This is a genomic window from Bacillus sp. AFS041924 (genome assembly GCF_002577195.1).
GTDB lineage: Bacteria > Bacillota > Bacilli > Bacillales > Bacillaceae_G > Gottfriedia.
On sequence record NZ_NULG01000045.1, the window covers coordinates 37,639 to 61,849 of the forward strand.

Here is a 24,211-nt window from a genome sequence, read left to right on the forward strand (position 1 = left end):
TCGAGCTATTTTTATTTATTTTTTTTCTTTCCAATCATACCATAATCTCTAATTATAATATTAACATCGTAATTTATTTTGGCTTTACTAAATAGCTCATCCCAATTTTTACTCATTTTTTTCCACTTTTTTGGATTTTGAATTCTTACTTCATTGCCGAAACCGGCAACATCTGATTTAAATTCAGTTTGTAGCTTTTTTGTTACATTTTCAACTATGTTTGTTACTACCTTTTCGGTTGCTTTTTCAATTTTTTTAACATTTTTCTCTTCAAATGCAGAATTTAGTTTAGGGTTCCAATATTCTGCTATTCTACCTTCTGATTCAATTTTCACGTCAAAAGAGATTTTGTCACCTTTTATATGAGGTGTCACTTTACTTGTTATCGATTCAATTTGAAACCAAGTCGGTCCATCTGACTTTTTAGTGTATGCCTTTACAGATCCACCTTTGCCCTGAGCAGTAATCCAATTAATGCCGGCTACTTCTTGTGTATCAAGAGTGCCTATCATTTTATTTACCTTACCGTTAAAAATGGCACCGCCTGAAAACTTAGCACCTTTATCAGTTTTTTCTAATAATTGGAGGAGGAAGCTAGAACCAGAGTTCATTAATCCACCGATTTTTATTAAAGGTGTTTTATTGACTAATTCTAAAGTTGATGATTCGTTAGCAATTTCAACGATTCGTAATGCAGGGATGATATTTGGTTCATTCGTTTCCAGTGCTTCACTAGCTTTGCCTTTTGCTATAAAAAGTAGCGTACTTCCACGGATATCAAGATCTCGGAAATATAAATCAGTAAGCTCACGTAGGTTTACTTCTCTAGCAAGTTCTTCACTAATGATAACACTTTTTTGATGGGCTCCAAAAATGAATCCTTCTCTACTTAAAGTCGTTTCCCATCCAGATGGTTCTAACGAAATGCCTTCCCCAACCACATTTATATAAGGCTTTGCAGTATTAACCCCACCTGATTTTGTGGTCATTGCCTCGGGGACAACATATTGTAGAGTCGACTTTAATTTACCGTTTTCATCTTTATCTATAGAAGAACCTACTATAATGTTTAAGTCCTCGATTGGTCTACTACTCCAGCAACCTGATAATAATCCTAGAATAATTATATTAATAATTGAATTTATTACGATTCGTTTTAGCCTACATTTTCTCATTTAATTTTTTCCTCACAAATGCTATCACTAGTAGGAGTATTGGGACAATACCAAATAAATAAAATGCAGTATTTCCGATTAAATCGGCCATTTTAAAAGTTTCATTTATATCTCTTGGAATCATAGCGATAATGTAAATAAATGGAAGCGTGCCAAACAGAAAAGGTTGAATTCTTTTTTTATTAAAAACTTGAGCCATACCTAGAGTACAAATATAAAATGCAATGATATAAGTGGCAAAAATTTGCATGATCCAAATAACTAGAAGTAATGAGTCAAATCTTTCTACAATTAGACCTTGTATATCATAGCTGCGAATATAAGTAAGTACGGGCCAAGTTTGCAATAAAACACCATCTACTGAGAAAGCTCCGACTACTGCAACAACAGTAATCGAATAAAAAACAAATGGTATACCTATGCCAAACATAATTGATTTTGATACTTTCGTTTTATCCTTCATAAACATAAAAATAAATAAAATCACTTCAAAACCTGAAAATGAAAGGGATGTTGTTTTAAGCCCATTCAGGACAGGCTTGATCCCATTTCCAAGGACTGGCCGTAGATTGTCTATATTAATGATTCCTATACCTAAAAAAATAACTAATAAAAAGAAAAATACTGTGATTGGAAAAATAATTTCTAACATTCGAGCAATTGGGTTGATCCCCCCTAGAACTATATATAAACCAATCCACAAGAACGGAATTAAAATAGCCCAAGAAGGAGTACCTTGTAGTAAGAACAATCTAGTAGTTTCTGACATTACCCGAACCTCTAAAGCTGATAGACAAGTATAATAAATGATCATTATGATACCTAATGGAATTCCTAGCCATTTACCAATAATTTTTTGAGTAAATTGAAAATATGTTTCATTCGGATATTGTTTACACAGCATAACTAGTAAAAAGACTAAGAGTAAAATTAACAATCCGGATATGATGACAGAAATCCAACCATCTGGCGTTTTTACTTTGTCGGTAATCGTTCTTGGTAAGATTAAAATACCTGCACCAAAAATAAAATTGACCATTAGCATGACAGTTTGATTCGTTGAAATACGATCAATAGGTTCTGAATTCATCAGTACGCCTCCTTTCTTATACTATTTCATCCTTCTTGTTCTTTTTGGCTGCGTACTTTTTGGTCTATTTTTCATCATAAATGATGGAGCTCTTAAGATGAAATCTTTCCAATCGCTAAATCTAATTGGAGCAGCAGGACTTAGATAAGGGACTCCAAAGCTTTTAAGTTTAACTAAATGACTACATAGTAAAAGGAAAAATAAAATGACTCCATATAATCCAAATATACTTGCAAAAATCATGGAAACAAAACGAAGCATACGCAGCGCAATTCCTACATTATATTGCGGTAGAGTAAAGGAGGCAATTGCTGTTACTGCTACTACAATAACCATAATTGTACTTACAATACCTGCTTCAACTGCTGCCTGACCAATAATTAACCCACCAACTATTCCTAAAGATTGTCCAATCGGTTTTGGTAAACGAAGTCCGGCTTCCCTTAATACTTCAATCGAGACTTCCATAATAAGTGCTTCAATTAATGGAGGAAATGGTACGCCACCTCTAGTAGCTGCTATATGAAATACTAGCTTAGTTGGAATTAAACCTTGATGAAAAGAAATAAAAGCAATGTATAAGGATGGAGCAAATAAAGCAATAAAACATGACAGATATCGTAATAATCGGACTAAGGTTGCAGCATACCATCTCTCATAATAATCTTCTGGAGATTGTATTAACATTTGAAAAGTTACAGGGGCGATCAGCGCAAACGGTGAACCATCTAATAAAATGGCAACTCGACCTTCCATTAAAGCACTAATAACCCGGTCAGGACGTTCGGTACTTTGAATCTGAGGAAAAGGACTTAAGTAATTATCTTCTATTAACTGTTCGATATAACCAGAATCGGGAGCGCTATCAATTTCAATTCTTTTAATTCTTTTTTTTACTTCTTCAATCAGTTTAGAATCCGCAATACCTGAAATATAAGCTATGACTAATTCTTTTTTTGAAACTTCACCAATCTCAATTCCAATCATAGTTAAATCTGGATTTTTACCAGAGCGTCTTAATAAGGCGGTATTATCTGCTAAATTTTCAACAAAGCCAAGTCTTGGACCACGAACTAGTGCCTCGGATTCAGGTTCATTTATATCTCTTGATTTTGTAAGTGCTTCACCTATTAAAAAGCACTCAGGAATACCATCTACTAACAAAGCAATTGAGCCAAATAGAATATCTGATTTTAATTTTTTATAAGTAGTGACACCTTCAATCGTACAAACAGTGAGTGTTCGCTCTTTAATAAATCTTTTAATATCAATTTCACTCAGAGAGTCCCCATTTTTTATTTGATTCGTGGCAATGGTAGTAAGTCCCGTCATTAATTCGCCCATTATATGCCTTTGAATTAAGTCTGCATTAGATAAGCCATCAATAAAAATGATTGCAAGTTGAATATCTGTATCACCTAATAGAAATTCTCTAAACTTTACATCAGAATTATGTCCGATTTCATTAAAAAGCCAACCTAAATTTACTTGGAGATTACTGGACAAATACTCATTATTATTTTGTGTTTCATTAATTAGAGATTCCTGATTCATTTTGGATCTCCACTGTTTCATCTAAATCACTCTTTCTCCATAAGATGAACCCATTTAAAAAACTTCCATAAACCTAAAGGAACGATAAAAGTAACAAAAGCTTGGATAAAAATTGGATATTCAGGAATTAGTGAAATAATCTTTTTGAACATTTAATCATCCCCAATATGTAATTTAGAAAAATATAAAGGTATTATTTCCCACAATAGGAAAAGAATGCAGATGGACGTAAAAATAGCAGGATCTTTAAAACTTATGAGGAAAGTCTTTTAAATTATTTTTCCTTACTATGCTTTATAAATTAATTAATTTTAATTAAATAATTGAATATTTCCTATTTTAAAAAAATGGCAAAATAGTATAATTAACCTAATAGACCTGTGCGATAATACCTAATTGTTTATTTTTTTATCTAGACAAAAGGTTGGGAGCGATGAAATAAAAAGATTATTACCAAGTATGGAAAGGAAAGCTTATGAATCAGATACTTCTATATGATTTTCTTACATTAATGAATGACAAAAATTGGAATAAAGCTGATTTAGCTAAATATTCTGGAATCCATATTAGTGATATTAGTAGAGTATTTAATAATAAAAAGCCACTTTCTTTGCATTATTTAGATGCAATTACAAAAGCGTTCGGTTTGGAAGAAGGGCATTTTTACTCGAGCTATACGCAATTATGCTTTAATCAGAATCGATATTTAGATAAACGAAGAAGTGTAGCGTTTATTTATAAATGTGCAATAAATGGATTTAATAAAGAGCTAGATTTTATCGTTTCAGAAATGTTAGAAGAAAAATCTAAAACGATTCGTACAAAAAATTTGCAGAATTTATATGAAATTGCTGAAAAGTTATTTGCTGAAGGAAAAGAGCAAGAGGCTTTGCCTTTGTATGAAATCATTATTCATCATATGCCAGATCAAACAGCAGAGGAAGTCGCTATAAGCTATTTTAGAAAGTACTATTTAAATAGATTAACAAAAGATGGGCCTTCTACACTTGTCCATGTACTTGAATATGTGAGCTATATGCCAGACGATTTTCAGGAATTAACAATTTTATGGATTACAGCTACTTACTATATGTTAAAACAGTGGGACAAAGTACTTCATTATGCTAAACGATTAGAAAAAATGGCAAAGAATGAAAAACATTTTGGTTATGCGTTAGTATATCAAGGATTTGCTTTAAACAGGTTAAGTAATTCAATCGATGAAGTACTTGAAATTATAGCAGAATATGGTAAGCTAAATGACTTTTTTGCAGAAGCTGCAATCGGTAATCGTTATGTTACATTACTTGATTTTGGCGAGTTACACTATGTTGATGAATACTACAATTGGATTAAAGACCGTGTTGATTTATATGTCGGCATCCCGAGAATTATCGAATCCTATGTAAAATTAGGCAGATTAGAAGATGCTGCAGAATTGATCAAAATTCATGAAAATTTGATTATTGAAATGGCCAATAGTTCTAATTTGTATAAACAGCAATTGTATTTGGACTTCGGCTATGCACAATCACTTTTAAAATGTGAAAAGAAGAATTATATTGAAGGTTTAACAGATTTAATTAGTGTGGCTAGAAGAGTTAAAAATGCAGGTATTATAGAGAAATTTAAACTATGCTTATTAGCAATATGGCATTATAGAGATTTTTTAACTGATCAATTAAATGAAGAATATATTCATATGTTAAGTGATGATAAAAGTCAAATGAGTAATATGTACGTTATGAGCCCATAAATTTGGCTTATTTTTTGGATTCCAGTTACCATTCTCTGTAGATTTAGAAAGTGATTCACTTCGAAAATACGAATAAACCACAAGGAAATTGTGATCCTTGTGGTTATTTTCATTTCTAGTCTACTAGTTTGATCCTCTAGTTAATCTTTTTATATTCCTTAAACCATTCTACGAATTTAGCAATGCCTTCTTCAATTGAAGTAGTCGGGCTATATTGAATGTCTTGTACGAGCTGATCAATATCTGCATATGTTTCAAGTACCTCTCCTGAAATCATTGGCAATAATCGAATATTTGCTTTTATACCAAGTTTCTCTTCTAAAACCTCAATAAAATAGTTTAATTTTACTGGGCTATGGTTACCGATATTATAAAGCTTATAGTATGAGGAAGATTCATTTGGTGGTCCATTTTTAATGATTCTTACAATTGATTCAACTACATCATCAATATAAGTAAAATCACGTTTCATATTTCCATAATTATAAACATCTATTGGTTTTCCGTTTATAATTGAGTTCGCGAATTTATAAAGTGCCATATCTGGTCTACCCCATGGTCCATAGACAGTAAAAAAACGTAATCCGGTAGTAGGTAGATTAAACGTATGACTGTAAGAATGTGCCATTAATTCATTCGATTTTTTTGTAGCTGCATATAAACTAATTGGTTCGTCAACCCGATCATTAATTGAAGAGGGAGTTGTTTTATTGTTACCGTAAACCGAGCTTGAAGAGGCGTATATGAGGTGTTTAATTTGATGATTTTTACAGCACTCTAATATATTGGCAAAACCTACAAGGTTTGATTGAATATATGAACTTGGATTTTCTAAGCTATATCGAACTCCAGCCTGTGCTGCTAGATTAATAACGATATCGAAGTCATTTTGTTCAAAGAGTTCATTTAATAGGTCCATCTTATCAATCGAACCATGTGAAAAACTAAAGTTCTTATATTTTTTTAAAAGATCCAATCTATCATATTTTAGACTTTGATCATAGTAATCATTTATATTATCAATGCCTACAATTAGGAAGCCTTCTTCTAATAGTCGGCGACTTAAATGGAATCCAATGAATCCAGCACATCCAGTAATCAAGATGCGCTTAGCATCAGTTTTATGAATGATAAAAACCTCCTTACCTAACAAGAGTTGCAATATCATATGTCACTTTAAACGACAAAGTTCGAATTCAAGAAGAAATATGTATATAACTAGATAATGAAAATCTTTTTACTAGAATAAACAAATACCCTCACAATACTTGTACTAAATCATATTATTACAATAGGTCTTAACTCACTTAGAGCATAAAAGTATAGTTAATAACGTATTACATTTCATTTAATTTGAAATGTGAATTTTTTTATGGGCTCTAAAAAGTAGGAGGGAGAAATTGAATAATATAATAATTGAGCCATGGATTGTCGATGAGCTTATTCACGATGAGTTCTATGTGCCTGAATATATTGAAAAAATTGGGCTTGAAGTACTGAAGTCTTATGATCTTCAAGTAAATAGCATGCAAGTCATTACAACAAAAGCCGACAAAGGTGGTGCGATTTGGAAAATTGAGACGAACGATGGACCAAAAAGCTTTAAGCTTTTACACAGAAGACCTACGAGAAGCATGTTTAGCTTAGGTGCTCAAAAGTATTTAGTTGAAGTGCAACAGGCTAGAGTTCCAGGCATCGTTCGAACTAGAGACGGTGAAGAGTATGTAGAAGCTGGCGGGAAGTTATGGTTCGTTGCAGAATGGATTGAACAATTGGCGCCAGTTTCGAAAGATTTAGAAGGTGCTAAGCTACTTTGTAACGCACTTGGAGAGTTTCATCGTTTAAGTAAAGGCTACGTACCACCGATTCAAGCTGAGGTTGCATCAAGATTGCACAAATGGCCAAAAAGTTATGAAAAAGTATATAACAAAATGAATTGGTTCAGAACAATTGCATTAGCTTATGAGGAAATGCCTGCAAGTCAAGATTTATTAAATGTAGTTGATACATTTCAAGAGCAGGCAAGAAAAAGCATGGAAGACTTAAATAATTCAAATTACTTTAATATGGTAAATGAAGGAAACGCAAGCTGGGGCTTGGTTCATCAGGATTACGGTTGGTCAAATGGTCAAATGGGTCCAAATGGTATGTGGGTCATTGATTTAGATGGAGTTGCGTATGATTTGCCTATTCGAGATCTTAGAAAACTTATTTCTGGCACAATGTCTGATTTATTCGGTTGGGATGTTACATGGGTAAGGGAAATGATCAACGCATATCACGAAGCAAATCCAATTTCACCTGAATTATATGAAGTATTAATGATCGATTTTTCAATGCCAAATGAATTTTATAAAAATATTAAAGAAGTGCTTTATGAACCAGAACTATTTTTAGGTGAAACTACTAAACAATTAATCCAATCAATCGTTGATCTAGAACAGTCAAAATGGGCAACATTAAATGAGATTCGCAACGACTGGAGTGGAAAATGATGAGAATATTGATGGTTTGTACAGAAAACCTACCAGTACCTCCAGTATTAGGTGGTGCGATCCAGACTTATATAGCAGGTAGTTTACCATATTTAAGCAAAGTTCACGATATTACAGTTTTAGGAGTTAATGACCCGTCATTACCAGATTATGAAACGATTGACGGTGTGGATTATGTACGTGTACCTGGTAAAGTATTAGAACTATATCGTGAAGGTGTAGTCCAATATATCGAAGGGCAGCAATTTGATTTAATCCACATTTTTAACAGACCACGTCTTGTCCTACCAATTCGAAAGGTAGCTCCAAATGCAAAAATTACTTTAAGTATGCATAATGATATGTTTAATATTGGGAAAATCGCTGTTGATGAAGCAAATTTAGTTTTAGAAGAAGTTTCAAGTATTGTTACTGTTAGTGATTATGTTGGGAATGTAATACGTGAGCTATATCCTCAAAGCGCAAATAAAATTAGCACAATCTACTCAGGTGTTGATTCTGACCGTTTCTTACCTGGTAATGATTCAAAAATGATCAATACGAGAAATACGCTTAGAAAAGAATTTGGTTTAGAAAATAAAACGGTTATTTTATTTGCTGGAAGACTTTCAGAAAACAAAGGTGTAGACCGTTTAATTAGAGCATTACCAACACTTTCAAAATCCTTCAAAGATTTAGCTTTAGTCATTGTAGGAAGCAACTGGTTTAGTCAAAATAATGTTACGGACTATGTTGCCTATATACGTGCGATTTCAAAAAAACAAGATGTACCAATTATTACGACTGGGTTTGTATCACCTTTTGAAATACAAAACTGGTTTGCTGTAGCCGATTTATTTGTCTGTACTTCATTATGGCAAGAGCCGCTTGCAAGAGTACACTATGAAGCGATGGCAGCAGGTCTTCCTATTGTAACAACTGCAAGAGGAGGAAACCCAGAAGTAATTATTCCAGGTGAGAATGGTTTAATTGTAGAAAATCCAGTAGATCCGGATGAATTCGCTACCAAAATATCAGAAATATTATCAAATAAAACTTTAATGAAGAATATGGGAAGAAAAGGTAGGGAGCTTGCGGTTACCAAGTATTTGTGGAGCCGTGTTGCAGATGAAATTTTATCAGCATGGAGCAGAACTGAATATGCTTCTTCAATTTCGTCGGAACAATTAGAACAATATGAACCTCAATCATTATTTAAAACTGCAGTACAAAATAATCAATTGATTGTGCCTAATACTTCTGAAGAAGCAGAACAAACAACAGAAGAGATAATTGAAGGAATAGAACCTACTGTCGAAACAAAAGTAATGGAAGAAGTCCTAGTAGAGCGAGCAAAATCTATTCCAGGAGATACAGTAGTAGTAAAAGCTGAGGAGTATATTGTTAATACTAATCCAAGAGTATTAAGACGTATTAGAAGACTAACTGATACTGTCGGAAATAATGCAAACACGGTAAATAGTGTAAATACAAATACCGTAAGAAGAGTAGAAAATAGAACTAACAATCTATCTAATAACGTTAATTCCCAACCAACTCAATTAAAGAGAATTACTAGTGTCACTGAATTATATAGAAACAGAAATCGCTAAAAGATCATTTTGAGGGAAATGCCTAAATATAAAAGGCTGTCTCATAAGTTTAAATACATTTGAGACAGTTTTTTATTTTCATGCATGATTGGTTTTTGACGAACACTTTGTGAAAGTGGCATAATTAGTGGTGAAAGTGGCTCAATTAGTGCCCAAAGTGGCTAAATTAATGCTCTAACCGGCTTAAATAAAGACTCCACTGGATCAAATAAACGAATACCCCCACAACAATGATTGGATTGGCACATATAATTCTAATTTAGCTGACTAATTTTTATTCCTTGTGGGAGAAGGTCTTCTAAATAAAGATGAATGCAAAAAAAAGCTAGTTTTTAAGTCATAATCTTTCTAAACATAATAGGTATATATGGTGACAAGTCCTCCTTAATTTACATATAAAGTAGAATGAAACAAAGTTTGGAGGCAAGAATAATGAAAATCCGCAAGGCTATTATTCCCGCTGCCGGTCTCGGTACTCGTTTTTTGCCGGCAACGAAAGCACTGCCAAAGGAAATGTTACCTATAGTTGATAAACCAACTATTCAATATATTGTTGAAGAAGCTGTAGCTTCTGGAATTGAAGAAATCATTATTATTAGTGGTAGAGGTAAGAGAGCAATCGAGGACCATTTTGATAAATCATATGAATTAGAGGAATCATTATCTCGAAAAAACAAGTTAACGGTATTGGAAGAGATGCAGAAAATATCCAATATGGTGAAAATCTTTTATGTTCGTCAGAAGGAACCAAAAGGTTTAGGCGATGCAATATTATGTGCTAAAAGTTTTATAGGAAATGAACCGTTTGCAGTTTTGCTAGGAGATGACATCGTTATGTCCACAACCCCTTGCTTACAGCAAATTATTAATGTTTACGAAAAACATAATGCACCAGTTATAGCTGTACAAAGTGTTCCTGATCAAGAAGTAAGTAAATATGGCGTTATTAAACCTACAGAAAGTACTTATCATACAAATTTATTTCAAGTTGATTGTCTTGTAGAAAAACCAAAATTAGAGGATGCCCCTTCGAATTATGCAATTATGGGACGGTACATTCTTACTCCGGAGATTTTTGATATTTTATCAACACTTTCTGTTGGACAAGGATGTGAATTGCAATTAACTGATGCGATTAATGAATTAAATAAAGACCAGTCTGTACTTGCGTTTAATTTCGAGGGGAAACGATATGATATTGGAAATAAAATTGGATTCATAATGGCTACGATTGACTTTGCAATCAATAGAGAAGATATAAAAAATGAAGTGATTGCTTTTTTAAATGAGGTCATAGCAGATGATACTCCAAATATAAAGAATCAGGAAGTGGATTAACTTGAAAATTTCAATATTAGGTACGGGCTATGTAGGTTTAACAACAGGAGTCTGTTTAGCAGAGATTGGTCACTCAGTTACTTGTATTGATATAAATGAACTTAAAATCAATAATTTAAATGCCGGTATTTCTCCAATATATGAACCGGGAATAGAAGTATTAATAACTAGAAATATTAAGTTAGGAAAATTATTTTTCACAACATCATATGATAAAGGTTTAGAAGATGCTCAAGTTATTATTATTGCAGTAGGAACTCCTCAAGGGGAAGATGGTGCAGCTGATTTATCCTATCTTGAAGGTGCAGCAATTGATATTGCAAAGAATATTAATAAAGATGTCATTGTTGCTATAAAAAGTACAGTACCTGTTGGAACGAATGAAAACGTAAAGGAAATTATTCAACAACATTGTAGGAAAGATATTGTCGTTGATGTCGTCTCAAATCCGGAGTTTCTTAGACAAGGCTCTGCAATTAAAGATACGATGGAAGCGGATCGAATTATTATAGGTAGCAGTAATCAAGAGTCTGCTAGAATTGTTGAAGAAATGTATAAACCATTAAATGTACCAATTTTAATTACTAGTATTCGAAGTGCAGAAATGATTAAATATGCGTCTAATGCATTTTTAGCAAGTAAAATAAGTTATATAAATGAAATAGCAAACCTTTGTGAAGCACTCGGTGCAAATGTTGAAGATGTAGCAAAAGGGATGGGGAAAGATAAACGGATCGGTGAAGCATTTTTATATGCAGGGATTGGTTATGGTGGTTCCTGTTTCCCAAAAGATGTTAAAGCATTATTGCACACAGCTCAGTTAAATGGGGTTGAATTTGGATTTTTAAAAGAAATTATTTCAATAAATAAATTTCAACACGAATTGCTTGTAAAGAAAGCTATTGAACGATTTGGTCAATTAGCAGGGAAAAAGATAGCGTGTTTAGGCTTATCTTTTAAACCAGATACAGACGATATGAGAGAAGCACCATCTATTAAAATTGTAAATTCTTTAATAAAATTAGGTGCAGAAGTAATGGCATATGACCCTGTTGCAATTGAAAATGCAAAAAATATTCTAGGTAGTAACATTGCGTACGCAAGCTCAATAAATGAATGTGTGACCAATGCAGATGCAATTTTTATTGTTACAGAGTGGAGAGAATTTAGAGAACTTGAATTACCTAGCATACTAACTAAAATGAAGAATCCAATCATTTTTGACGGAAGAAACTGTATAATGGAAGATCGAATAAGAGAATGTGAGAAAATAGAATATTATCCAGTTGGTAAACCGTCCATCATTCGTTAATAATGAGAAAAAACGACTTCTAAAATGAAGTCGTTTTTTCATGCTAATCTTTTTGTTCATGTAAAGGACGGTAAATCGTTTTTACGAATTTATGTTTAAGGTATGGAAGTATTTTTTTTCTTCGATTTACCAATCTGCCAACAATTGCCTTTTTGTCATCCTTTGATAGTAACCAATCATCAGGTGTTAATTCTACAATTTCTTCCATTAGGAGGACTGGGAACCTTTGGATGATCTCCAGTTGTTCATTAAATTTTTCTTCACTTTCTATAAATAGGGACATGAATTGATGTGTTGCACTTTTCATTATTTTTTGAGGCAAAGTTTCTAACTCTGTAACTAACCAACTGTAAGAACCAAATGCTTCAGCATGGTCAATAATCCAAAGCTTAAATTGATCCAAGGATTCTTCACGTAATAAAATATTTTTTCGAGTACGGTCTCCATTGCACAGCCAGTAGTCAAATAAAATGATGCCAGCTAATTGATCTTTATTTACTATACTTGGAACTGTTGAAACTTGATGACCATTTAAAGTTTCAGGTACATATAAAGAAGCAAACTGAAACCTTGAGAGTTGAATTTCTTCTAGCTCTAAATCTGGAATTGTTCTTGAGAATTCTTCAGGTATCGAAACGATTTGAGCGTAAGGAACAGGTAAATCTAAAAATCTAGCAATACAGTAGGCAACCCATTCGTTTGGTAAAGTTTTCTCAAATCCTGAACGAAAATATTTTACAACATAATCTCTACCATCACTAAAGGTAATTAAATGTGCATTTGATTTTCCTTCTAGTTTTTTTATATAAGAAATAGGTTCAATCATTTTGAATCACATCACTAATTTTATTTTCACCAAATTTTAAAAGGTACTCTCGATAAATATCGGCTACTTTTTGAATCGCAAAATTTTGTTCAACATGCTTTACGGCATTTTGTGAAAGCTTTTGATGAAGTGTATGATTATCAACAATTTGATAAATCATCTTTACGGCATCTTGTACATCATGCCCGCGGAAAAGCAAACCTGTCTCACCTTGAAGAACAATTTCCGAAATAGGCATTATATTAGAAGCAACAACAGGGACCCCACATGCCATCGATTCGATAAAAGTATTACCAAATGACTCTACTTTTGTAGTAGCGATTGTGCAACCACCTGATTGACGTACTTTTGCGTATACATGGGGCATTTGTTGATAAGGGATAACTGGAAACCATTTGATAATATCAGTTAGACCCTCTTCCTTCCAGGTTAATGCAAAGTCTTCTCGCTGCACACTTTGTGCACCTCCAATTAACCATATTTCAATATCTGAACGTTCACTTTTTATCCTCTTTGCAACTTCGATTAACATTGGCCAGTTTTTTCGTTTATCGACCCGACCAATACAGCACACTATTTTCTTATTGCTCGGAAGAATTGGATTATTTGCATATGCGATTTCTTCTTGAGCTAATGGATGGAAAAATGTGGTGTCAACACCATTGTAGATTACTTTAATGGGGATATTATCTGTTAGGATGGAGACTAATCTCTTTTGATAATTCGATGGTACGACAATCGAAACAGGTTCAATTAATCTGAATTTCTTTAAATGTGGCTGTAGTTTAATTAGCTCTGGCGTTCGTGCTTCTACAATAACTGGACCTTTATAATTAGCTTTCTGTAACCACTTATATGCTGCTCCTGTATCGACCACAATGATTGCATCATAGGCATTATTTTTAATGATCCCAATGATTTCGTTTTCATCTTTTGTTAAATAGACAGGTGCAATATCTTCCATTATGTGTAATCCACCATGATCAGTTGTATATAGAAACTCAGTATGAATTCCAAACTTTTTAAAGTAAATTGAACGATTCCTCCAGCCAGCATTAACTCCACCAACTGTTAAGAGACGCCATATGATTAAAACTTTCAAACTTTCCCCCTCCTTGGAATTAGGGTATACAAATAAAGTTTATATCCTTTTTGCGAAAACTATTGTATACACATTTATGGCTTTCGACTGGATTCAACTTATGAATAGTAGTCCTATTTTAGTTAATTCAATTTAAGGTAAATTGTAAGGGCAATTAACTAATTACTACAAATATTTTACGGGCAAGAAGGAAAGGAAATGCAAGAAATATAGGGGACAAATAGGAAATTTTTTAAAAATATTTATACTATCTTTTCGTGATCATTTACCGCTACTTTTTCTTGCCCCGACTTTATGGTTATGTTAATGTAGAAAAAAGAAGTATTAACTGCAACTTTAAATTAATTTGAAGTATAAACTTCATCATTGGAAGGATTAAAAATTATGGAACGACATAGTTTTAAATTATTAGTAAAAGAAAGGTTTTCGCAATTATCACCAGGGCAAAAAAAAGTAGCAACGTATATGATTGAAAATTTAGAGGAGTGTGCATTTAAAACAGCTTTTCAAATTGGAAAAAAAGCTGAGGTAAGTGAAACAACGGTCATTCGTCTTTCATATGCACTCGAATTTGAAGGTTTCAGTGATATGCAGTTAAGTGTTCAAAATGAGTTTCTTCATTTAAATAAAGCAAATTATATGAAAGAAAAAAAAGAGATAGATCATGTAGAAGGTCAAAATACTTTTACTAAAATTATCGAAAATGAAGTGAATATTTTAAGAAACTTATTACAGCCTTCGAATATTGAGGAAATTTCTAAGGCTATTGATGCGATTATAGGTGCTGATCAAGTGCTAATCGTAGGTCATCGTGTATCACATATAGCTGCAGATTGGTTTGCAAATACGTTAAGTTCGATTAGAGGTAACGTAATGTATTGTTCTCCAGCAGGAGACTTTTATGAGAAATTTTGTAATTTAACAGATCAGTCTGTTGTTGTTGCATTTTCTTTTCCTAGATATGCTAAGGAAACTTTGACAATTGCAGAGTGCACGAAAGAGAATGGTGTAAGTTTAATATCAGTTACAGACAGATTATTATCACCAATCGGTCGAATTGCAGATATTGTTCTAACAACAGAAGAAAATGTAGAAAGTGGATCGAATTCTATAGCGTCTGTTATTAGTCTATTAAATTTAGTGGTTGCTGGTTTATATGAAAAAAATCAGAAAAGAATACAAATTTATCAACAAAAATTAGAAAAAATTTATTCAACCTACGAAGTGTTTATCGAGTAGAAATACAGTTAGGAGGCAATCTTATGAATCCACAATCTTATCTAGATCAAAAAAAGGAAGATATGATAAAAACATATCACGATTTACATAAGCTAGCTGAACCAAGCTGGCAAGAGGAAAAAACAGCAAAGTATTTACGTGAACGACTGAGCGATGCAGGAATTGAAATTAAATCGTTTGAAAATCATTTTGGCTTTATTGCTGAAATAAAGGGCCATGAGGATACAGTTGTTGCATTAAGAGCAGATATGGATGCACTATTACAAGAAGTTGATGGTGTAGTAATCGCGAATCACTCATGTGGACATGATGCTCATAGTACGATGGTTTTATTTGCTGCTTTAGCTATTTCAGCAAGTGGAATTAAGCCAAAACATACGATTCGATTTATCTTTCAGCCAGCCGAAGAAAAAGGCGAAGGAGCACTTCAAATGATGGAAGATGGAGCATTAAATAATGTCATTTCGTTATTTGGTGTACATTTAAGACCTGAAAGTGAAGTACCTTTTCAAAAAGCATCTCCAGTGATTATACATGGATCAGCTGAAACGATTAAAGGGACAATACGTGGAGTTCAAGCTCATGCATCAAGACCTCAGGATGGCATTAATGCGATTGAAGTGGCGACTGATATCGTAACGAAATTAAAGAAATTAAATTTAAATACAGATATACCTCATTCGATTAAAATGACACAAATTCAAACTGAGAATGAAGCATCAAATACAATTCCTGAAACGGTAAAGTTCTCACTTGATGTTAGAGCTCAAACAAATGATATTATGAATCAGTTAAATGCTCGTACAATCGAGATTTTTGAAGAAACGATGGATGAAACAAAAGCAAAGATTTTGTGGTCAATGGAAGAGTTTGTACCAGCGGCCGTACAAAACGAATCTGCAATAAAAATTACTGAAGAAGCTATTGCTTCAATTATAGGTAAAGAGAATGTTGTGCCTGTTTGTATCTCAAATGGAGGTGAGGATTTCCATTTCTATACAAGTAAAAATCCCCAAATCGCTGCTACAATGGTCGGATTAGGTTGTGGTTTATCACCAGGGTTACATCATCCTCATATGAGTTTTAATAAAGAGGCTCTTCATTATGGAACGAAAATTTTAACTCAAACAGTTTTATTAGCATCAGAACAAGAAAAATTAAGAGGTGAACTTTATGCTAAACAAACTGAGTCAATCTGAAGTTACGACTGGAATAATTATTCGTTCTCTCCATTCAATAGAAGAAATGGAACAAGTTCGAAAACTAGAATCAAAAATATGGGGATTTGAGGATTCAATTCCTACGCATCAAACAATTACAGCTGCAAAAAATGGTGGCTTAGTTTTAGGTGCTTATTTTGAAGATGATCTGATCGGATTTCAATATAGTTTTCCTGGATATGATGGTCAAACTATTTATCTTTGTTCCCATATGCTTGGAATTGATCATGAGTTTCGCAATAACGGAATCGGGAAATTACTTAAAATTGCCCAACGAGAAGAAGCCCTTAAACTTGGGTATAAACTCATAACTTGGACATATGACCCACTAGAAACTGCAAATGGATATTTAAATATATCAAAACTAGGTGGAGTTTGTAGTACGTATATTGAAAATTGCTATGGGGAAATGGAAGACTTATTAAATAGCGGAATTTCTTCTGATCGTTTTCTTGTTGAATGGCAGATCGATAAAGATGAAAACGAAAAGGACAAATTGAGAACAATTGAATTGGATGAGGCAATTAAAAATTCTCTTATTAAATGGGAAGAAAATGATGGGTTACCAAAGCCAATTAAGAACGATTCAGTTGAATATGACGATTTAATTTTTGTTGCTGTTCCAAAAGATTTCCGTGCGATTAGAGAAACCAATTTAAAAACAGCTAATGAGTGGCGAATGCTGACTAGAGAAGCTTTTAAAAATTTATTTCAAAGCGGATGGAAAGTTACTGGGTTTTATAAGAATCCAGAATCTGATATGCCTATCCATTTTTACGTACTAAAAAAATAGCAAAGTTAACTAAAGGGAGAGTTCGTAAATGAAAATTAAAAAAGTGATATTACGCCATATGAAGCTAGATTTATTACATCCATTTACAACAAGCTTTGGAACTGAATATGACCGAGAGTTTATTTTATTAGAAGCAATCAGTGAAGATGGTATTTCAGGATGGGCTGAATCCGTTGCGATGCTTGATCCACTATATAATGAAGAAACATTAAAAACTAATTGGCATATTCTTGAAGATTATTTAATTCCAATCGTTTTAAATAATGAAATTAAACATCCTGACGAACTTTCCGAAAAGCTGTTTTCACATATTCGAGGAAACTATATGGCAAAAGCTGCAATAGAAGGTGCGGTTTGGGATCTATACGCTAAACAGGAAAATATTTCTTTATCAGCTGCAATAGGTGGCACTAAAAAGGAAATTGAAGTAGGAGTAAGCATTGGCATTCAAGACTCAATTGATTCAACCATAAAAATCATCGAAAATCGACTTGAAGAAGGTTACAAACGATTTAAACTAAAAATTAAACCAGGTTGGGATATTGAATTGATCGATAAAGTACGAAAAGTGTATCCAACTATTCCTTTAATGGCGGATGCTAATTCAGCATATACATTATCAGATATGGAGCAATTAATTGCGTTAGATGATTATAATTTAATGATGATCGAACAACCACTAGCTTACAACGATATAATTGATCACGCAGATTTGCAAGAAAGAATGAAAACGCCAATCTGTTTAGACGAAAGTATCCATTCATTAGAAGACGCAAGAAAGGCTATAAAACTAGGAAGTTGCAAAATTATAAATATTAAAATTGGTCGAGTTGGAGGACTAACTCAATCAAAGAAAATTCATGATTTATGCCAGGAAAATGGAATACCTTTATGGTGTGGTGGAATGCTGGAATCAGGTATTGGAAGAGCGCATAATATTGCGATCACTTCATTACCTAACTTCATTTTACCAGGTGACACAGCAGCATCTTCATTATACTGGGCTGAAGATATTATTGAACCAGAAGTAACAGTAGAAAATGGAATGATTACAGTGCCAACCAAACCAGGCATCGGCTATGACCCGCACATGAAAAATATTGAAAAATATACAATCGGTACGAAAGTGTATCATAAGAATTGATAATGTAGAAAACACAAACCTAGAGTTTGTGTCAGACTGCCCTCCAAACGCTCGCTTTCTTCGTTGCTTCGCCTGCCCGCGCGGTGCTCATTACCGTTTAGGGTAACTGCAATCAGTCTGAAAATCAAATTTTTGAGACTTTGTCTACACACTGACACAAACCTAGAGTTTGTGTTTTTTTGATAGTTCATAAATTAGAAATATTCCTAACTCATGAAGCCCTTATGAGTTAGGAATTTACGAAAAAAAGCTATTTTATTAACTCATGATCCCTTATGAGTAAGGAATTTACAAAAATAAGGTAATTTATTAACTCATGAGCGCTCTATGAGTAAGGAAATTACAAAAAAAAGCTATTTTTCAACCTCATGCCCCCCATATGAGTAAGGAATTTACAAAGATAAGCTATTTTCCTAACCCATGACCCCCTAAAACTTACCTCTGTTCATTGTCTCTCTTTTTATATCTTCCTTAATTCTTTTCACCTGTTCTTCATATCTACCAATTTCCTTTAATTCACTTTTGCCATAGCGTACAGAATTGTATGCTTCGATAAGTTCATCTTCATACGGAATTTGAATTCGGTTTAACCATTCTTTTAAGGTTTCGTTTTGGTGTCGACCCATCTTATGCTTTGATGCATATTTTTGAAGTTGAAAGATTAATTTTCGTATTTGATCTGTTGGGGCAGTGTGCTTAAAAAAGCGTCTTTTTTTCTTAAGGTGTTCTGGTATTGCATTATATTCAATGTCAATTTCATGTTGAAAAGTTACTTTTTCATAGCGAATTAAAGTAAGTTTTCGTATGACTAACCAAATTACGATTAATGTGATTATCAGTAATAATAACCATACCCAAGAAGGGATCAACTCTAAAATGTAAGTGTGATTTCTTGGTTGAATATCATCTTTAACACTTGAAGGGTGACCTAGCTTAATGTCTTTTTCTTTCAGAGTGACGTGATCCACATAATTAAAAAGAGGAGAACCGAAAAAGCCTACAATTTTAAATAAACCGTCAAGTAATTTAAAGATGCCCCATTTGAAAAACGGTACTATTAATGTAATCAGAGCGGTAAGTAAAGTAGCAATAGCAATAGAACCTATTATCCCTCGATTGTTTTTAATAGTTCGCGTAGTGACAGCTTGTTGAAAATGTCTACCTAAACTAAACAGAATTGTAAATGTAATTAATAACGCCACGATTAAATTTATATAAGAGTATTGTGAAGCCCATCCAAAAAAGAGAACAACTAAACTAGTTAAATAAAAAACTATTTGTAATTTATTTCGTTCTTCCTTCCATAATGAAGTATCTTTGAGAAAAGCTTCTAGGCGAAAAAATATAAAGATACCACAAATGATAGAAGATACAGAATTTAAGCCAAGAAAATAACTAACTGCTCCGCAAATTATGGCTGATAGAAATGGAATGACTCGAGATACGCTAGACTTGCTTAAAGAATGAAGTAAAAATACATTTCCGATAATGAAAACACAGATAAGAGCTAAGGTCGATGGCAGCTGATCTTTTGATTCGTATAAAAATAAAACGATTAAATATAAAAATAGACATTCTAATGAAAAATAATATGCAGAAAGTAGACGTAAAATCATTTCATGATCCTTTCGACTTAATGATTTCCATATGGAACAAGCTTTGGACTTTCTAAATCATCTTGTAGATAATAGATACTCTGGCCACGTTTACGCATTTGAGCGAAATATCGTTCACCATGCTTGCCGAACGGTCCACATAATATAACGACAGGCGATTTTCGTTGTTGTTTTTCAACATAATGCAATAAATTATCGATTGGCTGAGTCATTCTGGCTCCATTAATTCGAGCTAGAATATCATAGGTTTTACTTAGTTGAGATTTCCCACCACCGATCGGTAAATGGAAAACAGGAACGCCACTTTCCATGTTCAAATTAAGAAATATTTCGTAATTAATATTGTTCATAGTAGCGTATTGAACAATGTAGGCAATATTACTTGTAATGGATTCGATGTTTTCAATTATGCTTAATCTAAAATTATCATGGCGTGGATCTCTTAAATTAATAATAAAGGTTAAAGAATAGTCTGCTGTTCTTTCATAAATTTTTGTTTGAAGTACTTGGGTTTTTGCACTTGCCTTCCAGTGGATACGATGAAATGAGTCTGAATATACATAATCTCTCGTTCCGATTGGAGCGAGAAAATCTTCAAACATACTAGAAGTCGTCACAAAACTACCATATGAGGCAGTTGAAATTAATTGGTCAATTTGAGGGACCGGAATTAAAGTAGGGTAAATAATAATTTCTTTATGTAAAAATGGCTTATAGGTTAAATGGATATAGCCTAAGCTGAAAAAATTTGAAATTGTTAGCTCTACTTGTTTAATTCTAGTAACACCACGTTTAGTAGCAAAAAGCGGTAAAGAAAGTTGAATCGTTTCGTTACCTTTTAATTGTATAGGGATAAGTAATTCTAAATTTGAATCGCTACTTACTGTGTTCAAATTAATACAATCGACAATTGGCTCCAATTTTATACGAGCTGTTGCGTTAATTATAGGTAACCAACTATTCTGTGTCATCTTGATCGGTAAACTAAAGTGATCTCCGACTGAAATTCGAATAGGTACTTTGTCGTTTTCGATCATAAGGTAGTCAGCAATATGATTTAAATAATATCGACTCATCAAACTAAGGATTATTAAAAATCCTCCTAAAAACATTAACAAATAGGAAGGCTGGTAGAAATGAATGATAAGAAATATAGCCCCAAATATAATTAGTAAATCAAGTGAGTTTTTACCATGTATTTCTTTATTCCAAGTCATTTACTGACCAGCTCCAGCTTCTAGAGGAACTTCAACTTGATTTAGAATCGATTGGATTACTTGAATAGCATTTTTCTTTAATGATGCTTCAAGGGTCAATACGATTCTGTGTGAAAGGATAAAAACCGCAACATCTTTCACATCTTGTGGAGTGACAAATGTTCGATTATTTATAAATGCTTTTCCTTGGGAAGCTCTCATTAGTGCCAATGTGCCACGTGGGCTGATTCCGAGTTGAATATCCTCATGGTTTCTCGTTAAATGAACAATACTTAAAATATAATGCTCCACTTCATCCGAAATTGATACAGCCTTTACCTGTTCTTTCATTTCATCAATTTCTTCTAAAGTTAATACATTTTTTAAAGTCGAAAATGGAGTGTTTAATCGATATGACTTCATCATGCTTTTTTCTTCTTCAAACGTTGGGTATTCTAAACTAATTTGCATAAAGAATCTGTCCATCTGTGCCTCAGGTAATGGGAACGTTCCTTGTTGTGATTCAATTGGATTTTGAGTTGCTACAACGATAAATGGATTCGGTAGAGTAATAGTTTCTCCATCGATTGTTACTTGTCGTTCTTCCATTACTTCTAATAAACTTGCTTGGGTTCTAGGTGTAGCACGATTAATCTCATCTGCTAATAAAATATTCGTATAAACAGGACCGATACGAAGCTGAAAATCTTGTTCTTTTGGATGGAAAAATTGAATTCCAGTTACATCACTAGGTAATAAATCTGGAGTAAATTGAATTCTTTTAAACGTACCATTAATCGTTTTTGCAAAGCTCTTAGCCAATTGAGTCTTTCCAGTACCAGGAACACTCTCTAACAAGATATGCCCGTTATTAATAAGCGCAATGAAAATCATTTCTACGACATCATCTTTACCGATAATAACATTACTTATTTCATTTTTTAACTGAGATAACTTTTCTAATATACTCATTTCTCTCTCCTTTTTTTGTCTCATTATATGAATAGAAATTCCGATAGTATTATTTTAATTGTTAAACAATAGATAAGTCCAATGATTCTCAATTTTTAAAAAATAGTATAGTAAACTATTAATATTGGTTGAAAATTTTAATTAATCAATGTAAAATAGATTGTTCAGTTGTAAAAAAATGGAAAAACTAAAGGCGATACTATCGTATGGCTAAAGTTTTTAAAGATTGTTAAGAGTATTAAAGAATGATATGGCTTAAACTATCTAAAGGATCTTGTTTGTTTATATATTATTCGCTTGAAACTGCTATCAATGGAGAAAAAATATGAAAAAAATGATTGTTGTTTTAGTAATCTGTATTTTTGCAATCTTGAGTGGTTGTACAAAAAATAATCAGGAAGAAAACAAAGTAAAGGAAAATAAACCAAAAACAGAACAGGGTAAAAAACAGAAGGTGCATGATGAAAAAATAGATCAAGTTGTTTCGAAAGTTACTGTTGGAGCTGTTGGAGATCTATTAATTCATAATGAAGTTTATGAAGATGCTATGCTACCAAATGGAGCTTATAACTTTAATAAAATGTTTGATGAAGTTCGAAAAACGATGGAAAAGCCAGATATTTTAGTAGCGAATCAAGAAACGATGATTGGCGGTAAACAATTTGGATTATCTACATACCCAGCGTTTAATAGTCCTTATGAAGTAGGGGATGCATTGAAAGGAGCTGGAGTTGATTTTGTCACACTAGCAAATAATCATTCACTTGACCGGGGCGAAAAAATTATTCGAAGTGCACTTTCCCATTGGGATGCTATACATATGCCATATACAGGGGCTTTTAAATCGCAAGCAGATCAGAACAAAATTAGGGTACTAAATAAAAATGATATTCGATTTTCATTTCTTGCTTACACATTTGGTACAAATGGAATTCCCGTCCCAAGAGGAAAAGGTTATTTAGTCAATTTAATTGACCCTGCTAAAATTCGTCATGATGTTGAAAGGGCAAAACAAATATCAGATGTCGTAGTAGTTGCGATGCATTGGGGAAATGAATATGAAAGAGTGCCGAATGATACGCAAAAGAATCTTGCAAAACAATTGGCTGATATAGGGGTCCAAATTATAATAGGAAATCATCCGCATGTGTTACAACCACCTGCATGGATTAATGGAAAAACGGGTAATAAATCAATCGTCTTTTACTCTTTAGGAAATTACTTATCAGCACAAGATGAAATATATGAATTAATTGGTGGCCTTGCTACAATCGATGTGATTAAAACGAAAACGAATCAAAACGTAAAAATTGAATTGGCAAATCCTAGTTTTTTTCCAACTTATAATTACTATCGAGATAATCGCAATTTTAAAATTATGTCATTGGAAAATATTGAGGATATCAATCTGAAAAACGGCCAATTGAGATATAACGAAATAATGAAGCATATGCGAACGTATATAAAGGATTTGAAAAGTATTTCGGAGGTTAAATGATTAGAAGGTAAATCGAGGGATTCGCAAATAAAAAGTCGAATCGCAATTAAATTCTGGGAATCGCAAATAAAGAAGGCGAATCGCAATTAAATTCTGGGAATCGCAAATAAAAAAGGCAAATCGCAATTAAAAACTGGGAATCGCAAATAAAATCTGAGAATCGCAAATAAAAAAGGCGAATCGCAATTAAAATTGAGGAATCGCAAATAAAAAAGGCGAATCGCAATTAAAATCTGGGATCGCAAATAAAAAAGGCGAATCGCAATTAAAAACTGGGAATCGCAAATAAAAAA

The 24,211-nt window shown here is 33.0% G+C and carries 20 protein-coding genes; 10 read left to right on the forward strand and 10 right to left on the reverse strand.

The features are described from left to right. Window positions 1-11: 11 nt before the first annotated feature. The 4 genes from COC46_RS13375 to COC46_RS22735 are packed head-to-tail and all read right to left on the reverse strand — an operon-like array spanning window position 12 to window position 3,971. Complete coding sequence (locus COC46_RS13375; RefSeq protein WP_098810209.1) at window positions 12-1,175, reverse strand: Ger(x)C family spore germination protein; 1,164 nt, start codon at window positions 1,173-1,175, stop codon at window positions 12-14. Beyond that, window positions 1,162-2,265, reverse strand: a complete 1,104-nt coding sequence (locus COC46_RS13380) for a GerAB/ArcD/ProY family transporter (RefSeq protein WP_098810210.1) — start codon at window positions 2,263-2,265, stop codon at window positions 1,162-1,164. The genes COC46_RS13375 and COC46_RS13380 overlap by 14 nt, the downstream gene beginning before the upstream one ends. Window positions 2,266-2,286: 21 nt before the next feature. Beyond that, window positions 2,287-3,840 carry a spore germination protein gene (locus COC46_RS13385; RefSeq protein ID WP_098810211.1) on the reverse strand — a complete coding sequence of 518 codons (1,554 nt, stop codon included), beginning with the start codon at window positions 3,838-3,840 and terminating at the stop codon, window positions 2,287-2,289. A 5-nt stretch (window positions 3,841-3,845) separates the two neighbouring features. Further along, complete coding sequence (locus COC46_RS22735) at window positions 3,846-3,971, reverse strand: hypothetical protein (RefSeq protein WP_098810212.1); 126 nt, start codon at window positions 3,969-3,971, stop codon at window positions 3,846-3,848. 323 nt (window positions 3,972-4,294) lie between these two features. Between COC46_RS22735 and COC46_RS13395 the strand changes: the two genes are divergently transcribed. Further along, a complete protein-coding gene (locus COC46_RS13395; RefSeq protein ID WP_098810213.1) occupies window positions 4,295-5,575 on the forward strand; it encodes a helix-turn-helix domain-containing protein in 1,281 nt (426 codons plus the stop codon). 136 nt (window positions 5,576-5,711) lie between these two features. Here COC46_RS13395 and COC46_RS13400 read toward each other — a convergent pair whose 3' ends face one another. Beyond that, window positions 5,712-6,737: an NAD-dependent epimerase gene (locus tag COC46_RS13400; RefSeq protein WP_304362833.1), complete on the reverse strand. Its 1,026-nt coding sequence runs from the start codon at window positions 6,735-6,737 to the stop codon at window positions 5,712-5,714. A 238-nt stretch (window positions 6,738-6,975) separates the two neighbouring features. Between COC46_RS13400 and COC46_RS13405 the strand changes: the two genes are divergently transcribed. The 4 genes from COC46_RS13405 to COC46_RS13420 all read left to right on the forward strand — a co-directional run bounded on the left by COC46_RS13405 (window position 6,976) and on the right by COC46_RS13420 (window position 12,312). Continuing rightward, window positions 6,976-8,070, forward strand: a complete 1,095-nt coding sequence (locus tag COC46_RS13405; protein WP_098810215.1) for a CotS family spore coat protein — start codon at window positions 6,976-6,978, stop codon at window positions 8,068-8,070. Beyond that, entirely contained in the window at window positions 8,070-9,662 is a 1,593-nt protein-coding gene (locus COC46_RS13410) for a glycosyltransferase family 4 protein (RefSeq protein ID WP_098810216.1), read from the forward strand. The genes COC46_RS13405 and COC46_RS13410 overlap by 1 nt, the downstream gene beginning before the upstream one ends. Before the next feature lie 432 nt (window positions 9,663-10,094). Then, complete coding sequence (gene galU, locus COC46_RS13415) at window positions 10,095-11,000, forward strand: UTP--glucose-1-phosphate uridylyltransferase GalU (protein WP_098810217.1); 906 nt, start codon at window positions 10,095-10,097, stop codon at window positions 10,998-11,000. A 1-nt stretch (window position 11,001) separates the two neighbouring features. Next, entirely contained in the window at window positions 11,002-12,312 is a 1,311-nt protein-coding gene (locus tag COC46_RS13420) for a UDP-glucose dehydrogenase family protein (RefSeq protein ID WP_098810218.1), read from the forward strand. Window positions 12,313-12,355: 43 nt separating this feature from the next. Here the strand turns inward: COC46_RS13420 and COC46_RS13425 are convergent, their stop codons facing one another. Together COC46_RS13425 and COC46_RS13430 are read right to left on the reverse strand one after the other, a co-directional pair. Then, window positions 12,356-13,138: a HipA family kinase gene (locus tag COC46_RS13425; protein ID WP_098810219.1), complete on the reverse strand. Its 783-nt coding sequence runs from the start codon at window positions 13,136-13,138 to the stop codon at window positions 12,356-12,358. After that, the gene (locus COC46_RS13430) at window positions 13,131-14,240 is read right to left on the reverse strand and encodes a glycosyltransferase family 4 protein (protein ID WP_098810220.1); all 1,110 of its coding nucleotides are present in this window, start codon (window positions 14,238-14,240) and stop codon (window positions 13,131-13,133) included. The genes COC46_RS13425 and COC46_RS13430 overlap by 8 nt, the downstream gene beginning before the upstream one ends. Before the next feature lie 384 nt (window positions 14,241-14,624). Between COC46_RS13430 and COC46_RS13435 the strand changes: the two genes are divergently transcribed. Genes COC46_RS13435 through menC form a run of 4 tightly spaced genes read left to right on the forward strand, consistent with a single transcriptional unit; the run spans window position 14,625 to window position 18,636 of the window. After that, the gene (locus COC46_RS13435) at window positions 14,625-15,479 is read left to right on the forward strand and encodes a MurR/RpiR family transcriptional regulator (RefSeq protein ID WP_098810221.1); all 855 of its coding nucleotides are present in this window, start codon (window positions 14,625-14,627) and stop codon (window positions 15,477-15,479) included. A 23-nt stretch (window positions 15,480-15,502) separates the two neighbouring features. After that, window positions 15,503-16,678, forward strand: coding sequence for an amidohydrolase (locus tag COC46_RS13440; protein WP_098810222.1), 1,176 nt, complete (start codon window positions 15,503-15,505; stop codon window positions 16,676-16,678). Then, window positions 16,653-17,492 carry a GNAT family N-acetyltransferase gene (locus COC46_RS13445; RefSeq protein ID WP_098810223.1) on the forward strand — a complete coding sequence of 280 codons (840 nt, stop codon included), beginning with the start codon at window positions 16,653-16,655 and terminating at the stop codon, window positions 17,490-17,492. Before COC46_RS13440 ends, COC46_RS13445 begins: the two co-directional genes overlap by 26 nt. 28 nt (window positions 17,493-17,520) lie before the next feature. Further along, a complete protein-coding gene (gene menC / locus COC46_RS13450) occupies window positions 17,521-18,636 on the forward strand; it encodes an o-succinylbenzoate synthase (protein WP_098810224.1) in 1,116 nt (371 codons plus the stop codon). Between the two features lie 428 nt (window positions 18,637-19,064). On the opposite strand, the gene COC46_RS13455 is transcribed toward menC, so the two are convergent. Genes COC46_RS13455 through COC46_RS13465 form a run of 3 tightly spaced genes read right to left on the reverse strand, consistent with a single transcriptional unit; the run spans window position 19,065 to window position 22,420 of the window. Next, window positions 19,065-20,252 (reverse strand): hypothetical protein, encoded by a 1,188-nt coding sequence (locus tag COC46_RS13455; RefSeq protein WP_098810225.1) that lies wholly within the window; start codon window positions 20,250-20,252, stop codon window positions 19,065-19,067. Window positions 20,253-20,269: 17 nt separating this feature from the next. Further along, window positions 20,270-21,469, reverse strand: coding sequence for a DUF58 domain-containing protein (locus COC46_RS13460; RefSeq protein ID WP_098810226.1), 1,200 nt, complete (start codon window positions 21,467-21,469; stop codon window positions 20,270-20,272). Continuing rightward, complete coding sequence (locus tag COC46_RS13465) at window positions 21,470-22,420, reverse strand: AAA family ATPase (protein ID WP_098810227.1); 951 nt, start codon at window positions 22,418-22,420, stop codon at window positions 21,470-21,472. 325 nt (window positions 22,421-22,745) lie between these two features. On the opposite strand from COC46_RS13465, the gene COC46_RS13470 reads away from it, so the two are divergent. Next, the gene (locus tag COC46_RS13470) at window positions 22,746-23,918 is read left to right on the forward strand and encodes a CapA family protein (protein ID WP_098810228.1); all 1,173 of its coding nucleotides are present in this window, start codon (window positions 22,746-22,748) and stop codon (window positions 23,916-23,918) included. The last annotated feature ends 293 nt before the right edge of the window (window positions 23,919-24,211 follow it).

Coding starts and splice junctions, on each gene's coding strand:
- COC46_RS13460 (WP_098810226.1), bottom strand. CDS start 21,469: ATGACTTGGAATAAAGAAATACATGGTAAAAACTCACTTGATTTACTA.
- COC46_RS13435 (WP_098810221.1), top strand. CDS start 14,625: ATGGAACGACATAGTTTTAAATTATTAGTAAAAGAAAGGTTTTCGCAA.
- COC46_RS13410 (WP_098810216.1), top strand. CDS start 8,070: ATGAGAATATTGATGGTTTGTACAGAAAACCTACCAGTACCTCCAGTA.
- COC46_RS13445 (WP_098810223.1), top strand. CDS start 16,653: ATGCTAAACAAACTGAGTCAATCTGAAGTTACGACTGGAATAATTATT.
- COC46_RS13440 (WP_098810222.1), top strand. CDS start 15,503: ATGAATCCACAATCTTATCTAGATCAAAAAAAGGAAGATATGATAAAA.
- COC46_RS13395 (WP_098810213.1), top strand. CDS start 4,295: ATGAATCAGATACTTCTATATGATTTTCTTACATTAATGAATGACAAA.
- COC46_RS13375 (WP_098810209.1), bottom strand. CDS start 1,175: ATGAGAAAATGTAGGCTAAAACGAATCGTAATAAATTCAATTATTAAT.
- COC46_RS13465 (WP_098810227.1), bottom strand. CDS start 22,420: ATGAGTATATTAGAAAAGTTATCTCAGTTAAAAAATGAAATAAGTAAT.
- COC46_RS13470 (WP_098810228.1), top strand. CDS start 22,746: ATGAAAAAAATGATTGTTGTTTTAGTAATCTGTATTTTTGCAATCTTG.
- menC (WP_098810224.1), top strand. CDS start 17,521: ATGAAAATTAAAAAAGTGATATTACGCCATATGAAGCTAGATTTATTA.
- COC46_RS13425 (WP_098810219.1), bottom strand. CDS start 13,138: ATGATTGAACCTATTTCTTATATAAAAAAACTAGAAGGAAAATCAAAT.
- COC46_RS22735 (WP_098810212.1), bottom strand. CDS start 3,971: ATGTTCAAAAAGATTATTTCACTAATTCCTGAATATCCAATTTTTATC.
- COC46_RS13455 (WP_098810225.1), bottom strand. CDS start 20,252: ATGATTTTACGTCTACTTTCTGCATATTATTTTTCATTAGAATGTCTA.
- galU (WP_098810217.1), top strand. CDS start 10,095: ATGAAAATCCGCAAGGCTATTATTCCCGCTGCCGGTCTCGGTACTCGT.
- COC46_RS13380 (WP_098810210.1), bottom strand. CDS start 2,265: ATGAATTCAGAACCTATTGATCGTATTTCAACGAATCAAACTGTCATG.
- COC46_RS13385 (WP_098810211.1), bottom strand. CDS start 3,840: ATGAAACAGTGGAGATCCAAAATGAATCAGGAATCTCTAATTAATGAA.